The organism is Agromyces mediolanus, assembly GCF_023715325.1.
GTDB lineage: Bacteria > Actinomycetota > Actinomycetes > Actinomycetales > Microbacteriaceae > Agromyces > Agromyces mediolanus_A.
In genome coordinates this window covers 61241-87496 of sequence record NZ_JAMBNX010000002.1, presented here as the reverse complement: position 1 = coordinate 87496, position 26256 = coordinate 61241, and the positions used below count along the sequence as shown (strand labels likewise).

At 72.4% G+C, this 26256-nt stretch carries 23 protein-coding genes and 1 tRNA gene; 6 read left to right on the top strand and 18 right to left on the bottom strand.

Translation table 11 applies throughout. From position 1 onward, the window contains the following. Positions 1-25: 25 nt before the first annotated feature. Positions 26-1774 (bottom strand): nitrite/sulfite reductase, encoded by a 1749-nt coding sequence (locus M3147_RS04210; RefSeq protein WP_251202231.1) that lies wholly within the window; start codon positions 1772-1774, stop codon positions 26-28. A gap of 145 nt (positions 1775-1919) precedes the next feature. Continuing rightward, positions 1920-2723, bottom strand: a complete 804-nt coding sequence (locus M3147_RS04205) for a sirohydrochlorin chelatase (protein WP_251202230.1) — start codon at positions 2721-2723, stop codon at positions 1920-1922. A 59-nt stretch (positions 2724-2782) separates the two neighbouring features. On the opposite strand from M3147_RS04205, the gene M3147_RS04200 reads away from it, so the two are divergent. Beyond that, entirely contained in the window at positions 2783-4666 is a 1884-nt protein-coding gene (locus tag M3147_RS04200) for an ABC transporter ATP-binding protein (RefSeq protein ID WP_251202229.1), read from the top strand. Between the two features lie 109 nt (positions 4667-4775). Here the strand turns inward: M3147_RS04200 and M3147_RS04195 are convergent, their stop codons facing one another. Further along, positions 4776-5690 (bottom strand): hypothetical protein, encoded by a 915-nt coding sequence (locus M3147_RS04195; RefSeq protein ID WP_251202228.1) that lies wholly within the window; start codon positions 5688-5690, stop codon positions 4776-4778. Positions 5691-6251: 561 nt separating this feature from the next. Further along, positions 6252-8123 (bottom strand): phosphoenolpyruvate carboxykinase (GTP), encoded by a 1872-nt coding sequence (locus M3147_RS04190; RefSeq protein ID WP_251202227.1) that lies wholly within the window; start codon positions 8121-8123, stop codon positions 6252-6254. A 145-nt stretch (positions 8124-8268) separates the two neighbouring features. On the opposite strand from M3147_RS04190, the gene M3147_RS04185 reads away from it, so the two are divergent. Then, complete coding sequence (locus tag M3147_RS04185) at positions 8269-9711, top strand: helix-turn-helix domain-containing protein (RefSeq protein WP_251202226.1); 1443 nt, start codon at positions 8269-8271, stop codon at positions 9709-9711. Positions 9712-9774: 63 nt separating this feature from the next. On the opposite strand, the gene M3147_RS04180 is transcribed toward M3147_RS04185, so the two are convergent. Together M3147_RS04180 and M3147_RS04175 are read right to left on the bottom strand one after the other, a co-directional pair. Beyond that, a complete protein-coding gene (locus M3147_RS04180) occupies positions 9775-10653 on the bottom strand; it encodes a M48 family metalloprotease (protein ID WP_251202225.1) in 879 nt (292 codons plus the stop codon). Between the two features lie 26 nt (positions 10654-10679). After that, positions 10680-11246, bottom strand: coding sequence for a LemA family protein (locus M3147_RS04175; protein WP_251202224.1), 567 nt, complete (start codon positions 11244-11246; stop codon positions 10680-10682). Positions 11247-11404: 158 nt separating this feature from the next. Here M3147_RS04175 and M3147_RS04170 point away from each other — a divergent pair, with 158 nt between their 5' ends. Genes M3147_RS04170 through M3147_RS04160 form a run of 3 tightly spaced genes read left to right on the top strand, consistent with a single transcriptional unit; the run spans position 11405 to position 13630 of the window. Beyond that, on the top strand, positions 11405-12085 hold the full coding sequence (locus M3147_RS04170; protein WP_251202223.1) for a TetR/AcrR family transcriptional regulator: 681 nt from the start codon (positions 11405-11407) through the stop codon (positions 12083-12085). Next, positions 12075-12899, top strand: a complete 825-nt coding sequence (locus tag M3147_RS04165; protein WP_251202222.1) for an ABC transporter ATP-binding protein — start codon at positions 12075-12077, stop codon at positions 12897-12899. Before M3147_RS04170 ends, M3147_RS04165 begins: the two co-directional genes overlap by 11 nt. Further along, positions 12896-13630 carry an ABC transporter permease gene (locus M3147_RS04160; RefSeq protein WP_251202221.1) on the top strand — a complete coding sequence of 245 codons (735 nt, stop codon included), beginning with the start codon at positions 12896-12898 and terminating at the stop codon, positions 13628-13630. The genes M3147_RS04165 and M3147_RS04160 overlap by 4 nt, the downstream gene beginning before the upstream one ends. Before the next feature lie 35 nt (positions 13631-13665). On the opposite strand, the gene M3147_RS04155 is transcribed toward M3147_RS04160, so the two are convergent. The 4 genes from M3147_RS04155 to M3147_RS04140 are packed head-to-tail and all read right to left on the bottom strand — an operon-like array spanning position 13666 to position 18345. Then, entirely contained in the window at positions 13666-14979 is a 1314-nt protein-coding gene (locus tag M3147_RS04155) for a D-arabinono-1,4-lactone oxidase (protein ID WP_251202591.1), read from the bottom strand. A gap of 59 nt (positions 14980-15038) precedes the next feature. Further along, on the bottom strand, positions 15039-16376 hold the full coding sequence (locus tag M3147_RS04150) for an alanine racemase (protein ID WP_439954180.1): 1338 nt from the start codon (positions 16374-16376) through the stop codon (positions 15039-15041). After that, the gene (locus M3147_RS04145) at positions 16373-17737 is read right to left on the bottom strand and encodes an MFS transporter (RefSeq protein WP_251202220.1); all 1365 of its coding nucleotides are present in this window, start codon (positions 17735-17737) and stop codon (positions 16373-16375) included. The genes M3147_RS04150 and M3147_RS04145 overlap by 4 nt, the downstream gene beginning before the upstream one ends. After that, positions 17734-18345, bottom strand: coding sequence for a TetR/AcrR family transcriptional regulator (locus M3147_RS04140; RefSeq protein ID WP_251202219.1), 612 nt, complete (start codon positions 18343-18345; stop codon positions 17734-17736). The genes M3147_RS04145 and M3147_RS04140 overlap by 4 nt, the downstream gene beginning before the upstream one ends. 113 nt (positions 18346-18458) lie before the next feature. Between M3147_RS04140 and M3147_RS04135 the strand changes: the two genes are divergently transcribed. Beyond that, positions 18459-19385: a Ppx/GppA phosphatase family protein gene (locus M3147_RS04135; protein WP_251202218.1), complete on the top strand. Its 927-nt coding sequence runs from the start codon at positions 18459-18461 to the stop codon at positions 19383-19385. A gap of 8 nt (positions 19386-19393) precedes the next feature. Here the strand turns inward: M3147_RS04135 and M3147_RS04130 are convergent, their stop codons facing one another. From M3147_RS04130 to eno, 8 genes are all read right to left on the bottom strand, one after another. Continuing rightward, positions 19394-19945, bottom strand: coding sequence for a DUF6036 family nucleotidyltransferase (locus M3147_RS04130; RefSeq protein ID WP_251202217.1), 552 nt, complete (start codon positions 19943-19945; stop codon positions 19394-19396). Beyond that, a complete protein-coding gene (locus tag M3147_RS04125; RefSeq protein ID WP_251202216.1) occupies positions 19942-20520 on the bottom strand; it encodes a helix-turn-helix domain-containing protein in 579 nt (192 codons plus the stop codon). Before M3147_RS04125 ends, M3147_RS04130 begins: the two co-directional genes overlap by 4 nt. An 81-nt stretch (positions 20521-20601) precedes the next feature. Beyond that, positions 20602-20675: transfer RNA gene (locus M3147_RS04120), tRNA-Leu, on the bottom strand. A gap of 105 nt (positions 20676-20780) precedes the next feature. Then, on the bottom strand, positions 20781-22334 hold the full coding sequence (locus M3147_RS04115) for an NAD(P)/FAD-dependent oxidoreductase (RefSeq protein ID WP_251202215.1): 1554 nt from the start codon (positions 22332-22334) through the stop codon (positions 20781-20783). Between the two features lie 35 nt (positions 22335-22369). After that, entirely contained in the window at positions 22370-23653 is a 1284-nt protein-coding gene (locus M3147_RS04110; protein ID WP_251202214.1) for a S8 family serine peptidase, read from the bottom strand. Then, positions 23650-24216: a DUF501 domain-containing protein gene (locus M3147_RS04105; protein WP_251202213.1), complete on the bottom strand. Its 567-nt coding sequence runs from the start codon at positions 24214-24216 to the stop codon at positions 23650-23652. Before M3147_RS04105 ends, M3147_RS04110 begins: the two co-directional genes overlap by 4 nt. After that, complete coding sequence (locus tag M3147_RS04100) at positions 24213-24872, bottom strand: FtsB family cell division protein (RefSeq protein WP_251202212.1); 660 nt, start codon at positions 24870-24872, stop codon at positions 24213-24215. The genes M3147_RS04105 and M3147_RS04100 overlap by 4 nt, the downstream gene beginning before the upstream one ends. A gap of 96 nt (positions 24873-24968) precedes the next feature. Next, positions 24969-26249 carry a phosphopyruvate hydratase gene (gene eno / locus M3147_RS04095; RefSeq protein WP_251202211.1) on the bottom strand — a complete coding sequence of 427 codons (1281 nt, stop codon included), beginning with the start codon at positions 26247-26249 and terminating at the stop codon, positions 24969-24971. Positions 26250-26256 lie beyond the last annotated feature (7 nt).

Sequence of the window (26256 nt, the reverse complement as noted above, 5' to 3'; positions counted from 1 at the left end):
GCCAGCGTCGTCTCGCCTGTCGCGCTCATCGCAGCGCCTCCTCGTCGGCCCGGTGCGCCCACTCGGCGAAGGTCTCCGCCGCCGTCTGGTCGCGCTCGGCGAGGAAGCGGCGCACGACGCGCTCGACGTAGTCGGCGAGCCCGTCGGCGGTGACCTTGAGGCCGCGGACGGTGCGCCCGGTGCCGGCCTCCTCGCGGTGCGCGGAGGCGAGCCCGCCGCCGAGGTGCACCTGGAAGCCGGGCGTCTGCCCGCCGTCGCCGTCGGGCAGCAACTGGCCCTTGAGCCCGATATCGGCGGTCTGGATGCGTGCACAGGAGTTCGGGCAGCCGTTCACGTGCAGGCTGATCGGGTGCGGCAGCTCGAGCCCCGCGAGGCGCTCCTCGAGCCGGACGACGGCCCGCGAGGCGGTCTCCTTCGTCTCGACGATGGCGAGTTTGCAGTACTCGATGCCGGTGCAGGCGATCGTGCCCCGCCGGATGAGGCTCGGCCGCACCTGCAGCCCCAGCCCGTCGAGCCCGGCGACGACGCGCTCGACGTCGCGCTCCTCGATGTCGAGCAGCACGAGCTTCTGGTGCGGGGTGGTGCGCAGCCGCCCGGAGCCGACACCCTCGAGCAGCTCGGCGATCGCGGTGAGGGTGGTGCCGGAGAGCCGGCCGACGAGCGGCGTCGCGCCGAGGTAGAAGCGGCCGTCGCGCTGCCGGTGCACGCCGACGTGGTCGCCCTGGGCGATCGGCTTCGGCGCGGCGGGGCCGTCGGGCAGCGGCTCGGCGAGGTACTCGGTCTCGAGCACCTCGCGGAACCGCTCGGCGCCCCAGTCGGCGACGAGGTACTTGAGCCGCGCACGGTTGCGCAGCCGCCGGTAGCCGTAGTCGCGGAAGATCGAGACGACGCCCTCCCACACCTCGGCGACCCGGTCCGGGGTCACGAAGGTGCCGGTCCGCACGGCGAGGTGCGCGGCGGTGGAGAGGCCGCCGCCGACCCAGAGGTCGTAGCCGACGCCGAGCTCGGGGTGCTCGACGGCGACGAAGGCGACGTCGTTGATCTCGTGCACCACGTCCTGGCTCGGATGCCCCGTGATCGCGCTCTTGAACTTGCGGGGCAGGTTCGCGAACTCCGGGTCGCCGAGGTAGCGGCGCTGGATCTCCTCGATCTGCGGCGTCGGGTCGATGAGCTCGTCGGCGGCGATGCCGGCGACCGGCGAGCCGAGGATGACCCGGGGCACATCGCCGCACGCCTCGGTCGTGGAGAGGCCGACGGCCTCGAGGCGCCGCCAGATCTCGGGCACGTCCTCGACGCGGACCCAGTGCAGCTGCACGTTCTGGCGGTCGGTGAGGTCGGCGGTGTCGCGGGCGAACTCGGTCGAGATCCCGCCGATGGTGCGCAGCTGCTCGGTGGTGAGCTGCCCACCGTCGATGCGCACCCGCAGCATGAAGTATTCGTCCTCGAGCTCGTGCGGCTCGAGGGTGGCGGTCTTGCCGCCGTCGATGCCGGGCTTCCGCTGGGTGTACAGCCCCCACCAGCGGAAGCGCCCGTGCAGGTCGGTCGGGTCGATGCTCGCGAAGCCGCCGGCCGCGTAGATCCGTTCGATGCGCTCGCGGACGGCGAGTCCGCCGTCCTGCTGCTTCCACTCCTCGTTGGCGTTCAGCGGCGCGCGGCCGTCGACCTTCCACTGCCCGTTCGGCTTGTTCGCCCCGCGCGCCGGACGGACCCCGGCGGCGCGCCGGGCCGGCGCGGCCTGCTCGACCGGCCTCGTCTCCGTCTCGCCCAGCGTCATGCCAGCTCCCTGCTGCTCACCCCCGTCGGAGGGACGGCGGTGGTCGCCGTGGGAGCGACGCTAGGCGAGCGGGAATCGGGCGGCACCTTCGTGACGACGCGGTCGTCACGCGAGGAAACGGGATGTCTCGCCGCGCCGTATTGCGTCACATGGTTGACAGGCGGGCGGCCGCCGCGGCGAAGCGGTCGACGACGAGTTCGGCGAGCTCCTCCGGGGGCAGCGCACCCGCGCGGAGCAGCGGCTCGGTGACGGCGGCGGCACCCGCCTCCCGGGCCGTGGCGACGGCGAGGTCCTGGAAGTAGCCGGGCGCGAGGAGGTAGCTCGCGACGACGACGCGGCGGGCGGCGGCTGGGTCGGCGTCCGGGTCGGCGTTCGGGCCTACCGCCCGCCGGATGGCCTCCTCCAGCGTCGGCTCGGCCGCCGAGAGGTACCCGATCGCCACCGATGCTCCGAGCTCCCGGGCGAGCCGCTCCCCCATCTGCGCGCAGTCGGCCACGGCGCGGGCGTCGCTCGAGCCGGCGGCGGCGAGCACGACGGCGTCGCCGGCCCGCCACCCGGCCTCGATCAGGCGCCGCACGAGCACGCGCGCGAGCCGGTCGTCGGGGCCGAGCGCCCCGGCCAGTCCGATCGTCCGCGACCGCTCGGCGGCGACCGCCTCGGCGAGGTCGACGTGCACGTGGTACCCGGCCGAGAGCAGCAGCGGGACGACGACGGCCGGCATCCCCGCCGGGAGGCTCGCGAGCGTCGCCGGCACGTCGGGCTGTTCGACGTCGACGTGGCCGAGGCGCAGGGCCGCCGCACTCGACGCCGCGTGGCCGGCCGAGCCGGGGAGCATGCCGCCGCCCCGCATCAGCCGGGCACCGACGGCCTTGACGAGGCCGCGCACCGCGGAAGCCCCCTCGAGCGAGGAGGTGCCGTGCGAGATCGCGACGAGTGCAGGACGAGTCATCCCCCCATCGTGCCGTACCTGGGCGATCTCCGAGCCCGACGGCGTAGGCTGCTAGACCGATGAGCACCCCGACCTCTCCCGCCCGTTCCCGCTTCGGCCGCCGCGAGACTCCCCCTGGCCCGCGTGCCACGTTCCGTCAGCTGCTGCCCTTCGTCTTCGAGCACCGCCCGGTGCTCGTCTGGGTCGCGATCCTCTCGATCGTCGGGGCGCTCGCGAGCCTCGCGCAGCCGCTCCTCGTGAGCCAGGTCATCACGGTCGTCGAGGCCGGCGATCCGCTCGGTTGGATCGTCTGGGCGCTCATCGCCCTCGTCGTGGTGAGCGGCATCATCACCGGCTACCAGCACTACCTGCTGCAGCGCACGGGCGAGGGCGTCGTGCTGTCCAGTCGCAAGCAGCTCGTCGCGAAGCTCCTGCGCCTGCCGATCGCCGAGTTCGACACCCGCCGCACGGGCGACCTCGTCTCCCGCGTCGGCAGCGACACGACGATGCTCCGGGCGGTGCTCACCCAGGGTCTCGTCGAAGCGGTCGGCGGTGCGGTCACGTTCGTCGGCGCGCTCATCGCGATGCTCGTCATCGACCCCGTGCTGCTCGGGCTCACCGTGCTCGTCATCGCGGTCGCCATCACCACCGTCACGCTGCTCTCCGCCCGCGTGCGCGACGCCTCGCACGCCGCGCAGGCGAAGGTCGGCGACGTCGCCGCCTCGGTCGAGCGGGCGATCAGCTCGGTGCGCACCATCCGCGCCGCGGGCGCCACCGAGCGCGAGCTCGCCGACGTGCAGGCCGAGGCCGAGGGCGCCTGGCGGATGGGCGTGAAGGTCGCGAAGATCTCGGCGCTCATCGTGCCGATCGCCGGCATCGCGATGCAGGTCTCGTTCCTCGTCGTGCTCGGCGTCGGCGGTTTCCGCGTGGCGTCCGGTGCGATCACGGTGGCGAGCCTCGTCGCGTTCATCCTGTTCCTGTTCATGATGATCCTGCCGCTCGGGCAGGCGTTCGGCGCGATCACCTCGGTGAACCAGGCGCTCGGCGCGCTCGGCCGCATCCAGGAGATCCTCGACCTGCCCGACGAGGACGCGCACGACCGCGAGCTCGCCCCGCTCGCCGTGGTCGTCGGCCCGGCGAACGAGGGCGTCCGGCCCGAGGCGCCCGCGATCGAGTTCGACGACGTGCACTTCGCCTACGCGCAGACCTCGCCGCAGGATCCCGCCGACCCGGGCAACGGCTCCGCCGACGCCGACGCCCCCGAGCCCTCGGTGACCGAGCGCCAGGCGGTGCTCCGCGGTGTGTCGTTCGCGGTGCCCCGCGGGCAGCGCGTCGCCCTCGTCGGGCCCTCGGGCGCCGGCAAGTCGACGATCCTGGCGCTCGTCGAGCGGTTCTACGACCCCTCGGTCGGCGAGGTCCGCATGGGCGGGCTCGACCTCCGCTCCATCGACCGCGCCGAGCTGCGCGCGCAGATCGGCTACGTCGAGCAGGATGCCCCGGTGCTGGCCGGCACCCTCCGCGACAACCTGCTGCTCGGCAGCCCGTCGGCGAGCGACGAGGAGTGTGCGCACGTGCTCCGCGCGGTGAACCTCGGCGGCGTGCTGGAACGAGACCCCGCCGGCCTCGGCGCGCAGGTCGGCGAGGACGGCATCATGCTCTCCGGCGGCGAACGGCAGCGGCTCGCGATCGCGCGGGCGCTGCTCGCGGCGCCGCCGATCCTGCTGCTCGACGAGTCGACCTCCTCGCTCGACGGGGTGAACGAGCGGATGATGCGGGAGGCGATCGACGAGGTCGCCGCCGGCCGCACACTCATCGTGATCGCGCACCGGCTCTCGACCGTCGTCGACTCCGACCGCATCGTCGTGCTCGACGACGGGCGCATCATCGGCGAGGGCACGCACTCGGAGCTCGTCGCTACCGTGCCCCTCTACCGCGAGCTCGCCGAGCACCAGCTCCTCGTCTGAGCTCCGCCCCCACCAGGGTTGCCCGACTTTCATGTAAGTCCGGCAACTCCTGAACCGTTCCACGGGCTTGCCCGACTTTCATGAAAGTCGGGCAAGTCCGTGCGGCCAGTTACCTCGGGCCGCGCCACCCGCGGGCGCGAAGCGCGCGTTCGACGAGATCGAGCGCCTCGTCCAGCGCAGCGAGGTCGGCCGCACTGAGCCGGAACGCCGCCCACCCCGCAGCGGTGTAGCGATTGAACCGAGCGAGGTCGCTGCTCCACTGCCGAGGATCGCTCCGATGATGGTCTCCCTCGTACTCGCAGGCCACCAGGTACTCCGGAAAGGCGAGATCGGACACCGCCACGAATCCGCCCGCGGCATCCAGGACGCGGAACTGCGCCACGGGCGCGGGGAACCCCCGCCCTGCCATCGCCAGTCGCACCCGCGTCTCGGGGGACGAATCGCTCCCCGGATCGAGCAGCGGCAGTGCGGCGCGCAGCCGGGCGCCGCCGCGTCCGCGCCATCCGTTCGTCCGCCGCACGAGATCGCCGAGGCCCGCGAGCGGTGACCGCCGATGCAAGATCCGATCGCCCGCGATGACGAGCTCTTCGACGGATGCTCCGGCCGCCCCGAGGTCGAGCCAGGTGCGCACCGGGGTCGTCACCGGGAGCCCGTCGACCGTGGCGACGTCACCGGGCCGCAGCCGGAGCTGGTGGCCGCGGATCCCGGCGGCGTGAGGGGCCCGACGCGGCGCGAGCACGCTGAGATGGATCGGATCGTCGAGGGCCACCGGCAGCTGAAGCCGCCAGATCTCCGCGGCGGTACGGTGGCTGAGGTAGACGGGCGGCTCGAGCCTCCCGAGCAGCAGCCGACACCGATCGATGCGCGTGACCTGCGTCGCGGCGTCGATGCGCATGCCGTAGACCGGAGCCGCAAGCGACGCGTTCTGGAGTCGGCCCCGTCCGACCCCGGCGCCTCGGGCAGCGCGCACGCTGAACCCGACTCCGGGATCGATCTCTTCAGGGAGTTCTGCGTGCGACGTCATGGCCACACCTTGCGCGGTCGGGGACGCCCGCCACTCCGGGCACGACGACTCTGTGGATGCCGAGGCGTACCCGCTCACAACCGCGGAGGGTTGCCCGACTTTCATGAAAGTCGGGCAAGTCGGGCAAGTCGGGGGTTCGGGGCCTCGGCAGGCCCGGGCTCGACTCCCCGGGGTTCGGTGCCTCGGCAGGGCCGGGCTCGACTCCCCGGGGCTCGGGGCCTCGGCAGGCCCGGGCTCGACTCCTCGAGTTGCCCGACTTTCATGAAAGTCGGGCAACTCGAGAGAAGTGAGATTGCCGCGGGCGGTGCGCCTTCCCGTGCCCACAACGCCCGCGGCGGGTCCGTAGACCCATGGATGCCGCGGGCGGTGCGCCTTCCCGTGCCCACAGCGCCCGCAGCATCCATCGGTCTGCGCATCCCATGATGACGCATCCCGCGCCGTTTCCCGTCATCGAGTCGATCGAGCGGACGAGGATCGCGCCAGACCTGGGACCCCGGCGCGATCCTCCTCCGCTCGATCGTGCGCCCCGGTGGCCGGGGCGCACGATCGACGGGACCTCACTCAGTCGGTCACGGGCACCTGCCCGTGCTCGAGGTGGTAGCGGAGGCTCGACAGCTCGGCGCGGAGGGCGGCGGGCACCCGGTCGCCGAACTGGGCGAAGTACTCGTCGGTCAGCTCGCACTCGGCGAGCCACGAGGCGGGGTCGACGCGGAAGAGCTGCTCGAGCTCGTCGTCCGTGATCTCGAGGCCGTCGAGGTTCAGCGCGCCCTCGGCGGGCAGGAGGCCGATCGGCGTCTCCGCCGCGTCGGCGTCGCCCTCGAGGCGGCCGACGATCCACTCGATGACGCGCGAGTTCTCACCGAACCCGGGCCAGAGGAAGGAACCGTCGGCGCCCTTGCGGAACCAGTTGACCTGGAAGATCTGCGGCGCGCGGTCGCCCAGCACGCGGCCCATCTTCACCCAGTGGCCCCAGTAGTCGGCCATGTTGTAGCCGCAGAAGGGCAGCATGGCGAACGGGTCGCGGCGCAGCTCGCCGACGGTGCCCTCGGCGGCCGCGGTCTTCTCGCTGGAGATCGTCGCGCCCATGAACACGCCGTGCTTCCACGAGCGGGCCTGCGCGACGAGCGGCACGTTGGTCGCACGGCGACCGCCGAACAGGATGGCGTCGATCGGCACGCCGTCGTGGGCGTCCCAGTCGTCGGAGATCTGCGGGCACTGGGCGGCCGCCACCGTGAAGCGCGAGTTCGGGTGCGCCGCGGGCCGGCCGGATGCCGGGGTCCACGGCTGGCCCTGCCAGTCGGTGAGCTCCTCGGGCACCTCGTCGGTGAGCCCTTCCCACCACACGTCGCCGTCGGGGCGGAGCGCCACGTTCGTGAAGATCGTGTTGCCCCAGAGGGTCTGCACGGCGGTCGGGTTCGTCGTCTCGCCGGTGCCCGGCGCGACGCCGAAGAAGCCGGCCTCGGGGTTGATCGCGTAGAGGCGGCCGTCGTCGCCGGGGCGCATCCAGGCGATGTCGTCGCCGATCGTCTCGACGGTCCAGCCGGGGATGGTCGGGCGGAGCATGGCGAGGTTCGTCTTGCCGCACGCCGAGGGGAACGCCGCGGCGATGTGGTAGACCTTGCCGGCCGGCGAGGTGACCTTGATGAGCAGCATGTGCTCGGCGAGCCAGCCCTCGTCGCGCGCCATCACCGAGGCGATGCGCAGCGCGAAGCACTTCTTCGCGAGCAGGGCGTTGCCGCCGTAGCCCGAGCCGAACGACCAGATCTCGCGCGAGTCCGGGAACTGCACGATGTACTTGGTCGGGTTCGAGGGCCACTCGATCTCGTCCCGGCGCTGGCCGACGCCGTCGACGAGGGGGTAGCCGACCGAGTGCACGGTGTGCACCCACGGCTCGCCGGCCTCGATGAGGCGGTAGACCTGCTCGCCCATCCGCGTCATGATGCCCATCGAGAGCACGACGTAGGGCGAGTCGGTGATCTCGACGCCGAGCTGCGAGATGGGGCCGCCGAGCGGGCCCATCGAGAAGGGCACGACGTACATGGTGCGGCCCTTCATCGAGCCGTCGAAGACGTCGACGAGCTCTTCGCGCATCTCGCGCGGGTCGCGCCAGTTGTTCGTGGGGCCCGCGTCCTCTTCGTACGTCGAGCAGATGAAGGTGCGGTCCTCGACGCGGGCGACGTCGGAGGCGTCGGTGCGGGCGAGGTAGCTGTTGGGGCGCCACTCGGGGTTGAGCTTGATCAGCTTGCCCTCGGCGACGAGCTGCTTCGTGAGGAGGTCGGCCTCCTGCTTCGAGCCGTCGCACCAGACGATCTCGTCGGGCTTCGTGAGGGCGGCGATCTCGTCGACCCAGGCGCGCAGGGCCGGGTCGGTGGTGCCGCGGGGGGTCTCGCGGGCGTCGGAGTCCGTTCCGATGGAGAACTCGGAGAGGGTCATCGTCGTCGCGCCTTCCTGCTGGGTGCCGTGCGGGGCCGCTCGGCCGAACCAGAATCGGTCCGTCCTTCAAGAATGCGGGAAGACCGGACGGACATCTGGCGGAAAGATCTGGAAAGAATGACCGATCTTTAGATATCCTTAAGTCATGAAGGCCGGCACCCCAGACCTCGCGACGCTCGGGCATCGCATCCGCCACTTCCGCGGCGAGCGGGGGCTCACCCTCGACCAGCTCGGCGAGCTGGTCGACCTCGCCGGCAGCCAGCTCTCCCTCATCGAGAACGGTAAGCGCGAACCGAAACTGTCGACCCTCGACGCCCTCTCCGCGGCCCTCGGCGTCGAGCTCGCCGAACTGCTCTCCCGCGAGGCGCCGAGCCGGCGCGCGGCGCTCGAGCTCGAGCTCGGCCGCGCGCAGGCGAGCCCGCTCTACGCGAGCCTCGGCCTGCCGCCGATCCGCGCGGGTCGCGGCATCAGCGACGAGACACTCGAGTCGATCGTCGGACTGCACCGCGAGCTGCAGCGCCGGGCGAGCGAGGCGATCGCCACGCCCGAGGAGGCGCGCCGGGCGAACACCGAGATGCGGGAGCGGATGCGCGAGCGCGCCAACTTCCTCCCGGACATCGAGCGGCTCGCGGAGGAGCAGGTGCGCGCCTCCGGGCACCGCTCGGGCGCGCTCACCCACCGCGAGGTGAGCGTGATGGCCGAGCGGCTCGGCTTCAAGCTGATCTACGTCGACGACCTGCCCGACTCGACGCGCTCCATCACCGACCTGGAAAACGGCCGGATCTACCTGCCGCCGGCGTCGATCCCCGGCGGTCACGGCCTGCGCTCGATGGCGCTGCAGGCGATGGCGCACCGGCTCCTCGGCCACACGCCGCCGGCGAGCTACGACGAGTTCCTCTGGCAACGGCTCGAGATCAACTACTTCGCGGCCGCGTGCCTGATGCCGCAGGAGGCATCCGTCGCCTTCCTGCAGGAGGCGAAGAAGGACCGGCGCCTCGCGATCGAGGACTTCCGGGACGCCTTCGGCGTCACCCATGAAGCCGCCGCGCTCCGCTTCACGAACCTCGCGACCTCGCACCTCGACATGACGCTGCACTTCCTCCGCGTCGCGGGCGACGGGGCCCTGCTGAAGGGCTACGAGAACGACGGCCTGCCGCTGCCGACCGATGTCACCGGCTCGATCGAAGGCCAGTGGGTCTGCAAGAAGTGGAGCGCGCGCACCGCCTTCGAGCACACCAACCGCACCACGGAGAACTACCAGTACACCGACACCCCGGCCGGCACCTTCTGGTGCGCGACGCAGACGGGACGCACGGATGCCGCGGAGTTCTCGATCACGGTGGGCGTGCCGTTCAACCAGGCGAAGTGGTTCCGCGGCCGCGAGACGACGCTGCGGGCGACCTCGAGCTGCCCCGACGAGAACTGCTGCCGGCGCGCGCCCGACGGCCTCGCGGAGCGCTGGTCGGGCCGGGCGTGGCCGAGCGCCCGGCTGCACGCGCACGTGCTCTCGCCGCTGCCCTCCGGCACGTTCCCGGGCGTCGACGACGTCGAGGTCTACGCCTTCCTCGAGGCGCACGCCGAGCAGTGAACGGGCACCGGGCGCACGCCGAGCAGTGACTCGGCGCAGGGCGCCACTCGCGAGCCGCACAGCTTAGAAGCTGCCGCCCATCTCTTCGAGGCGCTTCACGCGCTCGGGGATCGGCGGGTGCGTGGCGAACAGGCGGTCGACGATGCCCGGCTTCAGCGGGTCGGCGATCCAGAGGTGCGCCATCGAGGTGTTCTGCCGCTGCATGGGGCGGCCGTAGGCCTCGAGCTTCAGCAGCGCCCGGGCGAGGGCGTCGGGGTGCCGCGTCGTCATCGCCCCGGTCGCGTCGGCGAGGTACTCGCGCTGGCGCGACACGGCGAGCTGCACGAGGGTCGCGACGAGCGGCGCCACGAGCATCGCCACGATGCCGAAGATCATCACGATGGGGTTGCCGTTGTTGTTGCCGCGGCCGCCGAAGAAGGCCATCCGCACGAGCATGTCGGAGATGAAGCCGACGGCCACGACGAGCCCGAACACGATCATCGAGAGCCGGATGTCGTAGTTGCGCACGTGCCCGAGCTCGTGCGCCATGACGCCTTCGAGCTCGGCGTCGTCCATGAGCTCGAGGAGCCCGGTGGTCGCGGCGACGGAGGCGTGCTGCGGGTCGCGGCCGGTCGCGAACGCGTTCGGCGCCGGGTCGGAGACGACGTAGACGCGCGGCATCGGCGTGCCGGTCGTGATCGACAGGTTCTCGACGACGCGCCAGAGCCTCGGGTGCTCGGCCTTCGAGGTGATCTCGACGGCGCCCGACATGGCGATCGCCTGCCGGTCGGCCGTGAAGTACTGGATGAGGGCGTAGCCGATCGCCACGACGAGCGTGATGACCACGATCGTGAGGTTGCCGTAGATGGCGGCGGCGAGCCAGCCGAGCCCGCCGATGATGAGCAGGAACAGCAGGATCGTGAAGACGGTGTTGCGTTTGTTCTTGGCGATTGCGCGATACATCGGGTGGCGTCAGCGCTCCGCTCGCGTCAGAACTGCACGCGCGGCGGCTCGGCGATCGCCGCCGGCTCCGCGACCTCGAAGAACTCGCGCTCGTGGAAGCCGAGGCTCCGCACGAAGAGCGTGTTCGGGAACACCTTGATCTTCGTGTTCAGCTCGCGCACACCGCCGTTGTAGAAGCGGCGCGAGGCCTGGATCTTGTCTTCGGTGTCGACGAGCTCCGACTGCAGCTGGAGGAAGTTCTGGCTCGCCTGCAGCTGCGGGTACGCCTCGGCGACCGCGAAGATCGACTTCAGCGCCTGCTGCATGTGGTTCTCGGCGGCACCGGCTTCGACGGGGCCCTGCGCCTGCAGGGTCTCGGCGCGCGCCTGGGTCACCGATTCGAACACGGACTTCTCGTGCGCGGCGTAGCCCTTGACCGCCTCGATGAGGTTCGGGATCAGGTCGGCACGGCGCTTCAGTTGCACCGTGATGTCGCTCCACGCCTCGTCGACGCGCACGTTCAGCGTGACGAGGGAGTTGTAGGTGGCCCACAGGTAGATGCCGATGATGAGGACCAGCGCGACGACGATGATGACGGGAATGAGCCATTCCATGGCTGATCAGCTCCTAGCGCTGCGGGAATCGGGGTGCCCCCTCATCTTATCCGCGCACCCCGGCGACGGCCGGGTTTCCCATGAGACTCGAAGGCTTCTCACGCCCGGCGCACCGCGCCCGTGCCGCGGGCTCGCAGCGGGGGCGTAGGCTCTGCCTCGTGGAACAGCAGGGCACCCGGGTTCCCCCTCGGAAGCGCGGTCGGCCACGCGCGGCCGAGGTCGGCGAGGCGCGCCGGCGGATCCTCGCCGCAGCCACCCAGGAGTTCGCCGAGCACGGGTACGAGGCCGCTTCGATCCGGGCGATCGCGCGACGGGCGGAGGTCGATCCGGCGCTCATCCGGCACTACTTCGACGACAAGCAGGCCCTCGTCGCGGCGGTCGTCCAGGTGCCGCTCCGGCCCGATCAGCTCGTCCGCGGAGCGCTCGACGGCCCGATCGACGGCATCGGCGAGGCGCTGGTCACCGGCGTGGTGCGGGCCTGGGACGCCCCTGCGGTACGACCCGCGGCGCTCGCCGCGCTGCGGGGCACGGTGGGGCACGGCCCGGTGTCGCGGATGCTCCGGGAGTTCCTCCGACACGAGCTCATGCACCGCATCGCGACGAGGCTCGCCGAGGCCGGCGTGCCGTCGGACGAGGCCGAGCTCCGAGCGGAGTTCGCGGTCTCCCAGATCGTCGGGCTCATCATGGTGCGCTACGTGCTCGTCGCGGAGCCCCTGGCGAGCCTGCCGCCCGCCGACATCGTCCGGCGCGTCGCGCCGGTGGTGCAGCTCCACCTCGAGGGCGGCGCGGCTCTTGACAGCCCGGTGTCCGGGGCGAAGAATTCCTCGCATGATGAATAATGCGGATGCCTCGACCGGCGCCGCCGTCGTCGTCCGCGGGCTGCACGTCCGCCGCGGCGGCAGCGAGGTGCTCGACGGGCTCTCGCTCGCCGTGCCGCGCGGCCGCATCGTCGGGCTCCTCGGTCCGAGCGGCAGCGGCAAGACGACGCTCATGCGCGCCATCGTCGGCGTGCAGGTCGTCCGCTCCGGCGAGATCGAGGTGCTCGGCCTGCCCGCCGGCAGCGCCGCCCTCCGCACCCGGGTCGCCTACGTCACCCAGCAGCCGAGCGTCTACGACGACCTCACGGTGCGGCAGAACCTCCGCTACTTCCGACGGGTGCTCGGCGCGCCCGCCGGCGACGTCGAGCGGGTGATCGCGCGCACCGAGCTCGGTCCCGTCGCCGATCGTCTGGCGGGCACCCTCTCCGGCGGGCAGCGCGGCCGGGTCTCCCTCGCCGCGGCGCTGCTCGGCTCGCCCGAGCTGCTCGTGCTCGACGAGCCGACCGTCGGCCTCGACCCCGTGCTCCGCGTCGAGCTGTGGGGCCTGTTCCGCGCCCTCGCCGACGACGGCGTGACGCTCCTCGTCTCGAGCCATGTGATGGACGAGGCGAAGCGCTGCGACCGGCTCCTCCTCATGCGCGACGGCGAGCTGCTCGCCGACGACACGGTGGCGGGCGTGCTGGAGGTCACCGGCACCGACGACGTCGAGGCCGCGTTCCTGCGACTCATCGAGCGCGGCGAACCCGACCTCCGCTCCCCCGCCGAGCACGACCGCCACCCGCACGGCCGCCACGAGGCATCCGCGCCCGCCGCCGCACCGGAGGAGCCGCGATGACGCTCACCCGCACCTTCGCCACCGCGGGCCGGGTGCTCGCGCAGATCCGGCACGACCCGCGCACGATCGGCCTGCTCGTCGTCGTGCCGAGCCTGCTCATCGGGCTCGTCGCCTGGATCTTCGTGGACACGGACGTCTTCAGCGACATCGGTCCCGCGATGATCGCCCTGTTCCCCTTCATCGTGATGTTCCTCGTCACGAGCATCGCGACGCTCCGGGAACGCCGCAGCGGCACGCTCGAGCGGCTGCTGTCGATGCCGCTCGGTAAGGGCGACTTCATCCTCGGCTACGCCCTCGCGTTCGGGCTGCTCGCGGTCGTGCAGACCGCCGTCGCGGTGTCGTTCGCGGTCTGGGTGTGCGGGCTCGAGATCGCCGGCTCGGTGTGGCTGCTCTTCGCGGTCGCCGTCGGGGACGCGCTGCTCGGCACGGCGCTCGGCCTGCTCGCGAGCGCGTTCGCGCGCACCGAGTTCCAGGTCGTGCAGTTCATGCCCGTGCTGGTGTTCCCGCAGATCCTGCTCGGCGGCATCTTCATCCCGCGCGACCAGCTGCCCGCCGCACTCGAGGCGATCAGCGAGTGGCTGCCGCTCAGCTACGCGATCGACGCGTTGCAGGCCGTCGCGGCCGATTCCGAGTCGACCGAGTGGGTGGTCGGCAAGCTGCTCGTCATCGGCGCCTGGATCGTGGGCTCGATCGTCGTCGGCTCGGTCACCCTCCGCCGCCGCACGCCCTAGCTTCCGGACCGGGCCCGCGGCCGGCCCCGCCCGGGCTACGCGCCGAGCACGCGGTCGAGGTAGTCGTTCCGGAAGCGCCGCTCGGGGTCGAGCTCGTTCCGCACCGCGAGGAAGTCGTCGAAACGCGGGTACCGCTCCCGCAGCACCTCGGCGTCGAGCGTGTGCATCTTGCCCCAGTGCGGCCGCCCCTCGTGGGCGAGCATGATCTCCTCGACCGCACGGAAGTACTCGGTCGGATCCTCGCGGAAGTAGCGGTGCACCGCGAGGTACCCCGTCTCGCGCCCGTGCGCGGTCGAGAGCCAGTTGTCGTCCGCCGCCGCGGCCCGCACCTCGACGGGGAAGCTGATCCGCCAGCCGCGGCGCTCGATGAGCCGCTGCACCTCACGCAGCGCGTCGGGCACGGCGGCGATCGGCACGGCGTACTCCATCTCGCGGAAGCGCACCGTGCGGTTCGTCACGAACACCTTCGGCGAGAAGTCCGCGAAGTCGCGGCTGCCCTGCAGGCGCTCCACCTGACGGGCGAAGAACGGCACGATCGGCGGCACCGCCGTGCCGAGCGCGCAGACGCCGCGGTACACGCCGTTCGCGAGCAGCTCGTCGTCGAGGTAGCGGGACACCCGGCCGAGCGGTCTGCGCGGCGCGTCGCCCGGCAGCCGGGTGTTCGTCTTCGTCATCGCGATCTCGGTGTGCGGGAACCAGTAGAACTCGAAGTGGTCGGCCCCCCGCACTCGCTCGTCCCAGCCGTCCAGCACCTCGGCGAGCGGCTCGGGGTGCTCGTCGGCGTGCAGCACGTAGCGGGGCACGAGCTGGAGCGTGAGCTCCACGAGCACGCCGAGCGCGCCGAGGCCGAGTCGTACGGCGGGCAGCAGCTCCGGGCGGGATGCCTCGTCGACGACGAGGAGCTCCCCCGTGCCGGTGACGAGCTTGGCGCCGACGATCTGCGTGGCGAGCCCGCCGAAGCCGAGGCCGGTGCCGTGCGTCCCGGTCGAGGTGGCGCCCGCGATGGACTGCCGGTCGATGTCGCCCATGTTCGGCAGCGCGAGCCCGTACGGGGCGAGCAGCGCGGGCAGGCGATGCAGCCGGGTGCCGGCGCCGAGGGTGACCCGGCCGCGCTCGACGTCGACGTCGAGGACGCCCTCGATCGCGTCGAGGTCGAGCTGCACGCCCGGGGCGACGGCGATGCCGGTGAAGCTGTGCCCCGCGCCCACGGGCTTGATCGCGAGGCCGGCGGCGGCCGCGGCCGTCACGGCCCGCTGCACCGCCTCCGCGCTCTCCGGCCGCTCCACCCGCAGCGGCCGCACCTGCTCGGTGCGCCCCCAGTTGCGCCAGATCGCGCCCGTCGCCGCCACGGCATCCCGTCCTCTCGTCACCGCGGCGCGCTCCCGCGCGCCGTCCGTCGTCGTCCCCGTCACAGGAACGCCCAGCCCTCGCCGCGGTACGTCGGCAGCTCGCCGACGACCGCGTCGCCGTCGACGACGGCGAACGCGTTCAGGTGCTCCGCGAGCTCGCCCGACTTCGTGTGCCGGAGCCAGACCCGGTCGCCGACACGGAGCCGCCTCGCGGCCCGGCCGGTGACGGGCGACTGCACCTCGCCCGCCATCTCGCGCGGCAGCAGCTCGAGCCCCTCGGGCCAGGCGATGCGCGGCAGCCGGTCGGGTCCGGGCGGGCCGGAGGCGATCCAGCCGCCGCCGAGGATCGTCGCGTGCTCGGCGCTCGGCCGGCGCACCACGTCGAGCGCGAAGGCGGCGGCGGGGGCCGGGGCGAACTGCGTGTACCCGTCGAAGAGGTGGCCGGCGAGGATGCCGGAGCCGGCGGCGATCTCGGTGATCGAGGGGTCGGCGCTCGTCGCCTCGAGCGAACCGGTGCCGCCGCCGTTCACGAACTCGAGCTCGGCGCGCTCCCGGATGCGGGCGATCGCCCGAGCCCGGCGCTCGAGCAGTTCGGGCATGGAGCGCGACTGCATCCAGCGGTTCAGCGCGCCGTCGACGGGCTTGCCGGGCGGCGCGGTCTGCACGCCCGCGATCTGCGCCTCGTACGACATGACGCCGACGAGCGCGAAGCCGGGGCGCCTCGCGAGGTACGCCGCGAACGCGCCCGCGTCGTCCGGCTCGTGGATCGGCGAGCGGCGGACGCCGAGATGGCCGAGCACGGGCGCCTGCCAGGAGGCGTCGAGCTCGAGGCACACCCGGATCATCTCGCGCTTCCCGGGCGGCAGCACCGCGTCGATGAGATCGAGCTGCGCGGGCGAGTCGACCATGAGGGTGATCTTCGCGGCGAGCTCGGGCGTGGTGGCGAGGCGGCGGATACTGCCCCGCTCGGCGGTCGGATACCCGACCACGAGGTCGTCGACGGTGTCCGCGAGCCGGATCGCCTCGGCGAGCGTGTACGCGAGCACGCCCCGGTATCCGGGCATCCGGAGCAGCGCCTCGATGACGCCGCGCACCCGGATCGACTTCGAGGCGACCCGGATCGGCGTGCCGTTCGCCCGACGCACCATGTCGGCCGCATTGTGCCGGAGCGCGCCGAGGTGGAGCGCGCCGACGGGGGCGTCCAAGTGGGCGGTGGCGGCCGTCATGCGGCCCCAGTACTCGGCCGGGTCGCGCCAGACCGCGGCATCCGCTGTCGGCCGTCCGGTGAGCCGCAGGTCGATCGCCGTCCCCTCGGGGCCGCTCGTCGTCGTCGTGCCGCGCTTCGCGGGCGATGCATCCCCGGCCGGGGCGGCCGCCGGCCGCTTCGCCGCGCTCATGCCACGCTCCGCACCCGCGCCACGGCGAACGCGCCCGCGGCCGCGAACACCGCGGACAGCACGAAGACGAGCACGAAGGAGCCGGTCAGCACGACCGCCGCGGCACCGATGAGCGGCGCGATCGCCTGCGGCACCGCGGAGGCGATGTTCATGATGCCGAGGTCCTTGCCCCGGCTCGCCGCATCCGGGAGCACCTGGGTCGCGAGCGCCTGGTCGACCGAGAGGAAGCAGCCGTAGCCGGCGCCCAGAAGTCCGGCGGCGACCATCGCGACCGTGAGGTCGGGCACGAGCGCGAGCAGGAGCGCCGCGAGCGCCTGCAGGCCCGCGGCGACGAAGACGAACACCCGGCGCTTGCCGGTGCGATCCGACCAGCGGCCGAGACCGAGCGAGGCGAGCACGACGAACACCATGTAGACGAGGGTGAGCACGATGAGGTCGTCCTCGGCGTTCTGGTCCTTCAGCCCGAACATCAGGAAGTACAGCAGCAGGCTCGTGCCGAGCGCGTTGCCGACGGAGACGAGCACGCGGCTGAGCAGCGTCCAACCGAAGTCGGGGTAGCGCCTGGGGCTGATCCAGAGGGAGGAGAGGATGCCTCGCGCGCTCACCCGGGCCCGGTCGGCCGCGAGCAGCGGCTGGTCGCGGCGCAGCAGGAACGGCACGGCGAGGAGGACGAGCAGGAGCGCGAGCACCGCGTAGCCCGCGACCTGGCCGGCCACCAGTTCGGTGACGAGCAGCAGGCCCGCGATGATGCCGACCGCCTGCGGGGCCGACATCCACCCGGAGACGAAGCCGCGCTGGCCGACCGGCACCTGGTCGGAGATCGTCGCCGTGAGCGCCGCGGTCATGATGCAGAAGCCGACGGATGCCACGACCCAGGCGGTGCCGATCGCCCAGATCTCCGTCTGGAAGCCGAGCAGCACGAGCGCGAGGGCGAAGACGAGCGCGCCGATGGCGATCCAGGGGCGGCGGCGGCCGAACCGGCTCGTGGTTCGGTCGCTCACGGCACCGGTGAGCGGGTACGCGATGATGGTCGCCACGGCCGCGATACCGGAGATGACGCCGAAGGCGACGACCGAGTCGACCCAGTTCTCCGGGTGCAGCTCGGCGTCGATCTGGGCGGGGAGCAGCAGCTGCACGGGGGTGAGCTGCGCCATCCAGACGCCGAACCAGACGGTCGCGAACGCCGCGATCCAGCCGGCCGACACCCGGCGCACCGGCTCGGCGAGGGCGCCGACCGCGCCGCTCAGCGTCCCCACGCCGATGCCGTGGGCCCCGTGGGCGGCATCGGGGCGGCCGCCGGGGTCGGACGCGCCCGGGTCGGACGCGCCGGAGTCGGGCGCGCCGGGGTCGGTTCGGGTCATCGGGGGTCCGCCATTCTCGAGAGCGCGTCGGCCGCGGCGGCGGCGACGCGGGCGGCGGCCGCGTCGTCGCGGTCGACCAGCCAGGTGATGGTGAGTCCGTCGCTGAAGGCGACGAGCACCCTCGCGACGTGTTCGACGGGCAGCCGCCAGCGCGCACCGGTGAGGTCCGCCGCGGCCTCGAGCGCCTCGACGACGAGGTCGGTGTAGCGGTCGTACTGAGCGACGGCGAGCGGATGCCGCTCCGGTGAGCGGAGCGCGTACTGGGTGAGCTCGAGCATCGCCTGCTCGTGCTCGGGGTCGGCGCGGAGGTGGTCGAAGTAGCGCAGGAGCCCGGCCTCGACGAGTTCGGCGAGGCTCGCGCCGGCCCCCGCGGCGGCGATGAGCTCCTCGGGCGCCACCGCCTTGCGCTCGCGGGCCACGACCGTGCCGATGAGCTCGTCGACGAGTTCGTCGCGGGAGTCGAAGGCGTAGTGGAAGCTCGCGAGGCTCATGCCGGCCTCGGCGACGATGGCCCGCGTGGTCGCCTGGGCGAGCCCCTCGCGGGACACGACCCGGAGCGCCGCCTCGATGAGCGCCGCCCGGCGGTCGGCCGCGGACATCCGCACCATCGCGTCCTCCTCGCCGTCGAGTCGCCGCGACGACCGCGTCGCGACGGACTGGGACAGTTGACCCAGTCGCCTCAGTATGCAGCATGGGGCCCGGGATCGCTACGCTCGCTTTCATGCGCCTCGGTGTCCTCGATGTCGGTTCCAACACCGTCCACCTCCTCGTGGTCGACGCCCACCCGGGCGCCCGCCCCATCCCGACCGCGTCGAACAAGTCGGTGCTGCGCCTCATGCGCTATCTGGAGCCCGACGGTTCGATCAGTTCGGAGGGGGTCCAGGCGGTCCTCTCGGCCGTCGGCGAGGCGGCCAGGGCGGCTCGCGAGGCCGGCATCGACGAGCTGCTCGCCTTCGCCACCTCGGCGATCCGCGAGGCCGCGAACGGCGAGCACCTGCTCGACCTCGTCGAGCGCGAGACCGGCATCCGGCTCGACGTGCTCTCCGGCGAGGACGAGGCGCGGCTCACCTTCCTCGCGGTGCGCCGCTGGTACGGCTGGTCCGCCGACCGCATCCTGCTCTTCGACATCGGTGGCGGCTCGCTGGAGATCGCCCTCGGCGGCGACGAGGTGCCCGACGTCGCACGCTCGCTCCCCCTCGGCGCGGGCCGTTCGACGATCGCCTTCCTGCCCGACGACCCGCCCTCCGTCGAACAGGTCGGCCGCCTGCGCGAACACGCCCGGCGCATCATCGAGGGCGCGCTCGCCGACTTCCGCACGCACACCGGCCCCGATCACGTCGTCGGCTCGTCGAAGACGATCCGCTCGCTCGCCCGGCTCGCGGGCTGGACCGAGGACGGCGTCGGGTCGTCCGGCCGCGCCATGTTGAAGCTCAAGGGTCTCGACGACTGGATCCCCCGGCTCGCCCGCATCCCCGCCGACGCGCGCCCCGCGCTGCCCGGCATCACCGCCGACCGCACCTTCCAGATCGTCGCCGGTGCCGTGGTGCTCTCAGAGGCCATGCGGGCCTTCGACGTCGACGAGCTCGACGTCTCACCCTGGGCGCTCCGCGAGGGCCTCATCCTGCGCCGGCTCGACCACCTCGACTGAGGGCCGCGCTAGCGGCCGTATCGCTCCAGGCGCTGCACCTCGGCCATCACATCGCTCGCGAACCAGAGGTACGACTGGCGACCATCGGGCAGCTCGACCGAGTCCTCGCCGTACACCTCGTAGGCGATATCGACGAGTGCGGCCGGGTCGGTCAAGCCCTCGTGTCGGGCGAGCAGGACCAGATCGCTGGCATCCTTGTCACGCCCCGCCGCGAGTTTCATCGCGATCAGTTCCCTCGGCGAGGCGACCGACACCGAGAGCGATCCCGATGCGACCGGAGTACCTGAGACCCGGAGCCAGCCGCTTCCCGCCGCATTGAGCCACCGAGCGGGCAGCCCGAGATCCTCGGCCATCTCCGCGACGATTCGTTCGAGGTCCCCGCTCGGCTCGATCATGGCGTCGATGTCGCGCGTCACCCGCACCGCCGGGTCGTCGGGGTAGTTCAGCAGCATCGCCGCGCCGCCGGCGATCTTGATCGATCCGGAGATGCCGGCCGCCGCGAGCCGTTCCGCGAGCTCGTCGAGGAGGGCACGGACCTCGGGTGCGCCGAAACTCCTCATCGGGTGCTCAGTGAGTTGGCATCGACGTAGATGTTCAGCTCGCGGAGGAAGTCCGGTGTGGTCACCTTCGCCTTCTCCTGGAGGGAGGGGAAGCGCGAGACATACCAACGGCGCTGCAGCTTCGACGTGACGGCCCAGTCGGGTCTGTGCGACTCGGGGATGGCGCCACCGTACACCGCTCGGAACAGCTGCTCCCATCGCTCATCCTTGATGCTGGACGGTCGGTCCGCGAGCTCGGCGGAGCTGAGTGCGTCGGCCTCGTGCGCGATCATGTCGGCCGCGTGAGAGATCACCCGGAGCGCGAGGCTCGGCTCGCGACGATCGAGCGCCTCGTTGACCCGATCGGTGACCGCCGCCGGGGTGTAGTCGGCGTACGCCGTGGCCGGACTCGTGGAGACGCGCAGTCGAAGCTGCATCGCCTCGAGGGCGCGGGAGAGGGTGTCGATCCTGATCCTGCCGGAGCGCTCGGACCGTTCGATCTGGGAAACGGCGCCTGCGGTCACCCCGAGGCGCGCCGCGAGTTCGGCACCAGTGATACCCAGCTCGTCCCGCGCAGCGCGAATGAGATCAGACATGCAGCCAGTATAGCTGAAGCTAATATTCGCGCATCCAGATCCGAGGCGCGACGCCCGCCCTCCCCGCGCCCTCACTCCGCGTGCCCCCACTGGGATTCGAACCCAGACTTGAGCGGGTTTAAGCCGCCTGCCTCTGCCGGTTGGGCTATGGGGGCGCGGCGGCCGGGCGCACCCGCCCGAGACGCCGAACGCGGCGCCGCCCAGGGGGCGACGCCGCGTCACAGTGTAGTCAGGCGCTGCGTAGTCAGCTGCCGTACCGCCTACTTGGCGGCGACGACCTCCTCGGCCGCGGGCGCCTCGGCGGCGGGCTCGGCCGGTGCGGCCTTCTTCGCGGTCGTGCGCTTGGCCGGAGCCTTCTTCGGCGCGGCCTCGCCGGCCTCGGCCTTCGCGGCGGGAGCCTTCTTCGCGGCGGCCTTGGCCGGGGCGGCCGTGGGCTCCGTCTTGGGCTCCGCCTTCGCGGGGGCGGCGGGCGTCGTCGGGGCGGCGTCGGCGGCCGGCTTCGGGCGGGCGGCGAACTCCTCGAACGCGGCGCGCGGGCGCTGCACGGCCGACAGCGACACGATGTCGCGGCCGAGCCAGAAGTTGTTCCACCAGCCCCAGAACACTCGGAACTTGCGCTCCCAGCTCGGCATCGCCAGGCCGTGGTATCCGCGGTGCGCGAACCAGGCGATCAGGCCCTTGATGGCGAGCTTGCCCGACTGGAACACGCCCGAGCCGAGGCCGAGGCCGGCGACGGCACCGAGGTTCTTGTGCACGTAGTTCTTGGGCTCCTCGCCGCGGAGCACCGCGACGACGTTCTTCGCGAGCAGCTTGCCCTGACGGACGGCGTGCTGGGCGTTCGGCACGCAGTAGCCGCCGACGCCGCCGCCGGTGAGGTCGGGCACGGCCGAGATGTCGCCGGCCGCCCAGGCGTCGGCCACGATGTCCTCGTCGTCCCCGACGCGGAGGTCGGCGCGGGTCTTGATGCGGCCACGCTCCTCGACGGGGAGGTCGCTCGTGCGGACGATCGCCGGGTTCGCCATGACCCCGGCGGTCCAGACGATGAGGTCGGACTCGAAGCTCTCGCCCGTGGACAGCTCGATCTTGCCGTCGACCGCGCTCGTGAGCTGCGTGTCGAGGTGGATCTGCGCGCCGCGCTGGTCGAGGTGGTTGATCACCCAGTGGCTCGTCGGGAGCGACACCTCGGGCATGATGCGGCCCATCGCCTCGATGAGGTGGAAGTGGGTGTCCTCGAAGCTCAGCTGCGGGTAGTACTCGAGCAGCGCGCTCGCGAAGGAACGCAGCTCGGCGAACACCTCGATGCCGGCGAAGCCGCCGCCGACCACCGTGACGGTGAGCAGCCGGTCGCGCTCGGGCCCGGCGGGCAGGTTGGACGCCTGGTCGAAGTTCGAGAGCAGCCGGTCGCGGATCGCGACCGCCTCTTCGATGGTCTTCAGGCCGATCGCGTTCTCGGCGATGCCGGGGATCGGGAAGGTGCGCGAGACGGCGCCGCCGGTGACCACGACGATGTCGTAGTCGAACTGCCACGGCTCGCCCTCGGCCGGGGTGATCGTCGCCGTCTTGGCCGCGTGGTCGATCTTCGTGACCTTGGCGGTGACGACGTTCGTCTTCTTCAGGTGGCGGCGCTGCGCGACGACCGCGTGGCGCGCCTCGATGGACCCGGCCGCGACCTCGGGGAGGAACGGCTGGTACGTCATGTAGGGCAGCGGGTCGACCACGGTGACCTCGGCTTCGCCGGGACGCAGCCACTTCTCGAGCTTCCACGCGGTGTAGAAACCTGCATACCCGCCACCGACGATGAGAATCTTGGGCACGGTGAATGGACTCCTTGATTTGTGGGGATGGGCGGTCAGTCCCCGCCGCCGCGGGTGCTCCGCCTGATATGCCGAGTGGCGCCGATGCCCAACAGCGCTGCTAGCGTACCAAATCCCGCGACCAGTGAGAGCGGGATCGTGATATATGCGAGCGTCCACGAGGTGGGCAGTAGGGTCTGGGTGCTCGCCGACTCGGGCAGCGGCGGGTCGGCGATCGGCACGATCTGCTCGTCGGGCGCCGCCGTCGCCGGCGCCTCCCCGCTCGCCCGGCGGTGCAGCCGGATCCAGTCGGACAGGCTGCCGAGCGGGTTCGCCTCGACCCTCGGCACGTCCTTCGTGAGGGCGGCGACCGGGTCGATGATGCCGTAGCCGTAGAGCGGGCCGCCGACCGGGTGGCCCTTCGGGTCGGCGGTGGAGATCACCCGGTTGATCACGTTCGCCGCGTCGAGCTCGGGGTACTCGGCGCGCACGAGCGCCACGAGCCCCGAGACGATCGGCGCCGCCGCGCTGGTGCCGTTCCACTGCACGTACGAGCCGTCGGGACGCACACCCACCAGGTCCTCGCTGGGCGCCGCGACCGCGATCGTGATGCCCTGCGAGCTCGCATCGAAGCTCGCGTTGCCCTCGCGGTCGACGCCGGCGACGGTCAGCACGCCGGGGATCGTCGCGGGCGCGCCGACCTCGGTGGTGCCGCTGCCGCGGTTGCCCGCCGCCGCGACGATCACGACGTCCTGCTCGAAGGCGTGCATGAACGCCGCGTCCCAGCTCTCCGGCCAGTCCCGGGTGTTGCGCGTGAGCGACATGTTGATGACGTCGGCACCGTGGTCGACGGCCCAGGTCACCGCCTCGGCGATCTGCTCGTCGTTCGACGCCGCCGCCCCCGTGTCCTCGCCGAAGGCGACGGACGCGGTGAGGATGGATGCCTCGGGCGCGACGCCGATGACGCCGTTCCCCGGCGTCGAGCCGCGGCCGGCGAGGAGCGAGGCGACCATCGTGCCGTGCTCCGGCTTCTCGCCGACCGGGGTCTGCCCGTCGGGCGAGCCGAGGCCCGAGACATCCGTGCCCCCGGTGATCGCGCCCTTGAGCTCGACGACGGTGCCCGCGACGCCGGTGTCGATGACGGCCACGGTGACGCCCTTGCCCTTCGTCGTGTTCCAGGCGGTGGAGAAGCCGTACTCGCTGAGCCAGTACTCGAGGTCGCGGACGGTGTCCGCGTGCGCGGGGGCCGCACCGACGCCGACGAGGCCCGCGGTCGCGGCGACGAGCGCGAGCCCGCGCACGAGCCGCGACACCCGGCCGCCGCGCCGGCGCGAGGTCATCGGCCCGGCTCCGCGGTCGGCGGCGCGTCGTCGGCGGCACCCGGCAGTCGGTCGATGCCGTAGTCGGCGCACTGGCAGACCTCCGGCGACCAGCTCGAGCGGGCGAGCGCGAGGTCGCCGACGGGGTTCGCGCCGGGGCCGGCGGCGAGCGCGTGCGCGGCGACCGCGTGCAGGCACTTGACGCGATTCGGCATGCCGCCGGCCGAGACGCCGGCGATCTCCGGCACCTCGCCGAACTGGGCGCGGTCGGCCAGGTACTCCTCGTGGGCCCGGGCGTAGCCCGCGGCGAGCTCGGCGTCGGCGTGCAGCAGCTCATTGCACTCGACCATGAGCTGGGCGGCCTCGAGGAAGCTCATCGCCGCGGTGGCGGCGGGGTGGCTCAGGTAGTAGAAGGTCGGGAACGGCGTGCCGTCGGCCAGCCGCGGGGCGGTGGCGACGACGGTCGGGGCCCCGCAGACGCAGCGAGCCGCGATGCCGACGACGTTGCGCGCCTCGCGGCCGAGCTGGGCCGAGACGATGCGGAGGTCGCGCTCGGCGACGGGCTCGAACGGCGGGCGGGTCATCGGGTACCTCCGGATGGGGCCGCGGCGGGCGGCGTGGTCGCTGCAGGGTCGGCGGGCGGCGCGGTCGGGTCGGCGGGCGCCGGTGCCAGGCCCGCGGTCATCACCGAGTCGAGGAGGCTCGTCAGCCAGTCGCGCCGGGCCTCGGTCACCTCGGCGGAGACCGCCTGCTCGGCCTCGGCCTTGTCGGCGTCGCTGCGGTCGTCGATGACGAGGTAGCTGACCTCGCCGGGCAGCACGTAGTAGAGCCGTTCGCGCGCCTGGGTGACGATGAACGTCTCGTCGCTCCAGCGCTCGCGCTCGGTGCGCAGCTTCGTGAGCTCGGCCTCCTGCTGCGACACCTCGGCGCGCAGCTCGGCGATCTGCTGGCGCTGCGAGGCGAAGGCGGAGATCGTGGGCGCGAGCACGACGACGGCGAGCACGAGCAGGCCCATCATGATGAGCGAGAAGCCCGAGAAGCGGATGCCGCCGAGCCAGCCCTGCCGCACGGCGCCGGCCTCGGGGGCCGCGGCGGCCGCCGAGGCGGCGCGTCGCCGCGCGCTGCGCGGGGCCGTCGGGCCGGCCGGTGCGGGCCGGGTGGTCTCGGGCGGCGATGCGGGAGTCGCGGGCCGCGGGGGCCTCGGCCGTCCGGGGCGCTCGGGACGCTTCGGTCCGCTCATGACGCCTCCTTCCCGGCCGATCGCCCGGGGAACGCCGCAGGGGGCGGCCGCCTGGCCGCCCCCTGCGTTCCGCTGCGCTCTCGCGCCGCGATCGTCTTACGCCGTGAAGCGCGGGAAAGCCGTGCGGCCGGCGTACACCGCGGCCTCACCGAGCTCTTCTTCGATCCTCAGAAGCTGATTGTACTTGGCGACCCGCTCCGAACGGGCGGGCGCGCCCGTCTTGATCTGGCCGCAGTCGGTCGCCACCGCGAGGTCGGCGATCGTGGTGTCCTCGGTCTCGCCCGAGCGGTGCGAGAGCACCGCGGTGTAGCCGGCGCGCTGCGCGAGCGTGACGGCGTCGAGGGTCTCGGTGAGGGTGCCGATCTGGTTGACCTTCACGAGGATCGAGTTGCCGGCGTGCTTCGCGATGCCGTCGGCGAGTCGCTTCGGGTTGGTCACGAACAGGTCGTCGCCGACGAGCTGCAGCTTCTGCCCGAGCGAGGCGGTGAGCTCGGCCCAGCCGTCCCAGTCGTCCTCGGCCAGCGGGTCCTCGATCGAGACCAGGGGGTAGGCCTCGGCGAGCTCGGCGTAGTACGCGTTCATCTCGGCCGCGGTGCGGTCCTTGCCCTCGAAGCGGTAGACGCCGTTCTCGAAGAACTCCGTCGACGCGACGTCGAGGCCGAGTGCGATGTCGGTGCCGAGGGTGAAGCCGGCCTTCTGCACGGCCTCGGAGATGAAGTCGAGCGCGGCGCGGTTGTGCGCGAAGTCGGGGGCGAAGCCGCCCTCGTCGCCGAGGCCGGTCGAGAGGCCGTTCGCCTTCAGCAGGCTCTTCAGCGCGTGGTAGGTCTCGACGCCCCAGCGCAGGCCCTCCGAGAAGGTCGGCGCGCCGACCGGGAGGATCATGAACTCCTGGATGTCGACGCCGGTGTCGGCGTGCGCGCCGCCGTTGATGATGTTCATCATCGGCACGGGCAGCACGTGCGCGTTCGGCCCGCCGAGGTAGCGGAACAGCGGCAGGTCGGAGGCGTCGGCCGCGGCCTTCGCGACGGCGAGAGAGACACCGAGGATGGCGTTGGCGCCGAGGCGGCTCTTGTTTTCGGTGCCGTCGGCCTCGATGAGGGCGGCGTCGACGAGGCGCTGGTCGCTCGCGTCGAGGTCTTCGATGGCCGGGCCGAGCACGTCGAGCACGGCGTCGACGGCCTTCTGCACGCCCTTGCCGAGGTAGCGGTCGGCGTCGCCGTCGCGCAGCTCGTACGCCTCGAACGCCCCGGTCGACGCCCCCGAGGGCACGGCCGCCCGCGCGAGCGAGCCGTCGTCGAGGAGGACCTCGACCTCGACGGTGGGGTTGCCGCGCGAATCGAGAATCTCGCGCGCGCCGACTGCTTCGATGAATGCCACAGTGGAC

Excerpts from the sequence above, each read along its gene's own strand:
- M3147_RS04185 (WP_251202226.1), top strand. The coding sequence starts at position 8,269 with ATGAAGGCCGGCACCCCAGACCTCGCGACGCTCGGGCATCGCATCCGC.
- M3147_RS04100 (WP_251202212.1), bottom strand. The coding sequence starts at position 24,872 with ATGAGCGGACCGAAGCGTCCCGAGCGCCCCGGACGGCCGAGGCCCCCG.
- M3147_RS04160 (WP_251202221.1), top strand. The coding sequence starts at position 12,896 with ATGACGCTCACCCGCACCTTCGCCACCGCGGGCCGGGTGCTCGCGCAG.
- M3147_RS04210 (WP_251202231.1), bottom strand. The coding sequence starts at position 1,774 with ATGACGCTGGGCGAGACGGAGACGAGGCCGGTCGAGCAGGCCGCGCCG.
- M3147_RS04140 (WP_251202219.1), bottom strand. The coding sequence starts at position 18,345 with ATGGTGCGGATGTCCGCGGCCGACCGCCGGGCGGCGCTCATCGAGGCG.
- M3147_RS04190 (WP_251202227.1), bottom strand. The coding sequence starts at position 8,123 with ATGACCCTCTCCGAGTTCTCCATCGGAACGGACTCCGACGCCCGCGAG.
- M3147_RS04135 (WP_251202218.1), top strand. The coding sequence starts at position 18,459 with ATGCGCCTCGGTGTCCTCGATGTCGGTTCCAACACCGTCCACCTCCTC.
- M3147_RS04125 (WP_251202216.1), bottom strand. The coding sequence starts at position 20,520 with ATGTCTGATCTCATTCGCGCTGCGCGGGACGAGCTGGGTATCACTGGT.
- M3147_RS04205 (WP_251202230.1), bottom strand. The coding sequence starts at position 2,723 with ATGACTCGTCCTGCACTCGTCGCGATCTCGCACGGCACCTCCTCGCTC.
- M3147_RS04175 (WP_251202224.1), bottom strand. The coding sequence starts at position 11,246 with ATGGAATGGCTCATTCCCGTCATCATCGTCGTCGCGCTGGTCCTCATC.
- M3147_RS04195 (WP_251202228.1), bottom strand. The coding sequence starts at position 5,690 with ATGACGTCGCACGCAGAACTCCCTGAAGAGATCGATCCCGGAGTCGGG.
- M3147_RS04200 (WP_251202229.1), top strand. The coding sequence starts at position 2,783 with ATGAGCACCCCGACCTCTCCCGCCCGTTCCCGCTTCGGCCGCCGCGAG.
- M3147_RS04180 (WP_251202225.1), bottom strand. The coding sequence starts at position 10,653 with ATGTATCGCGCAATCGCCAAGAACAAACGCAACACCGTCTTCACGATC.
- M3147_RS04110 (WP_251202214.1), bottom strand. The coding sequence starts at position 23,653 with ATGACCTCGCGCCGGCGCGGCGGCCGGGTGTCGCGGCTCGTGCGCGGG.
- M3147_RS04145 (WP_251202220.1), bottom strand. The coding sequence starts at position 17,737 with ATGACCCGAACCGACCCCGGCGCGCCCGACTCCGGCGCGTCCGACCCG.
- M3147_RS04130 (WP_251202217.1), bottom strand. The coding sequence starts at position 19,945 with ATGAGGAGTTTCGGCGCACCCGAGGTCCGTGCCCTCCTCGACGAGCTC.
- M3147_RS04165 (WP_251202222.1), top strand. The coding sequence starts at position 12,075 with ATGATGAATAATGCGGATGCCTCGACCGGCGCCGCCGTCGTCGTCCGC.
- M3147_RS04150 (WP_439954180.1), bottom strand. The coding sequence starts at position 16,376 with ATGAGCGCGGCGAAGCGGCCGGCGGCCGCCCCGGCCGGGGATGCATCG.
- M3147_RS04105 (WP_251202213.1), bottom strand. The coding sequence starts at position 24,216 with ATGACCCGCCCGCCGTTCGAGCCCGTCGCCGAGCGCGACCTCCGCATC.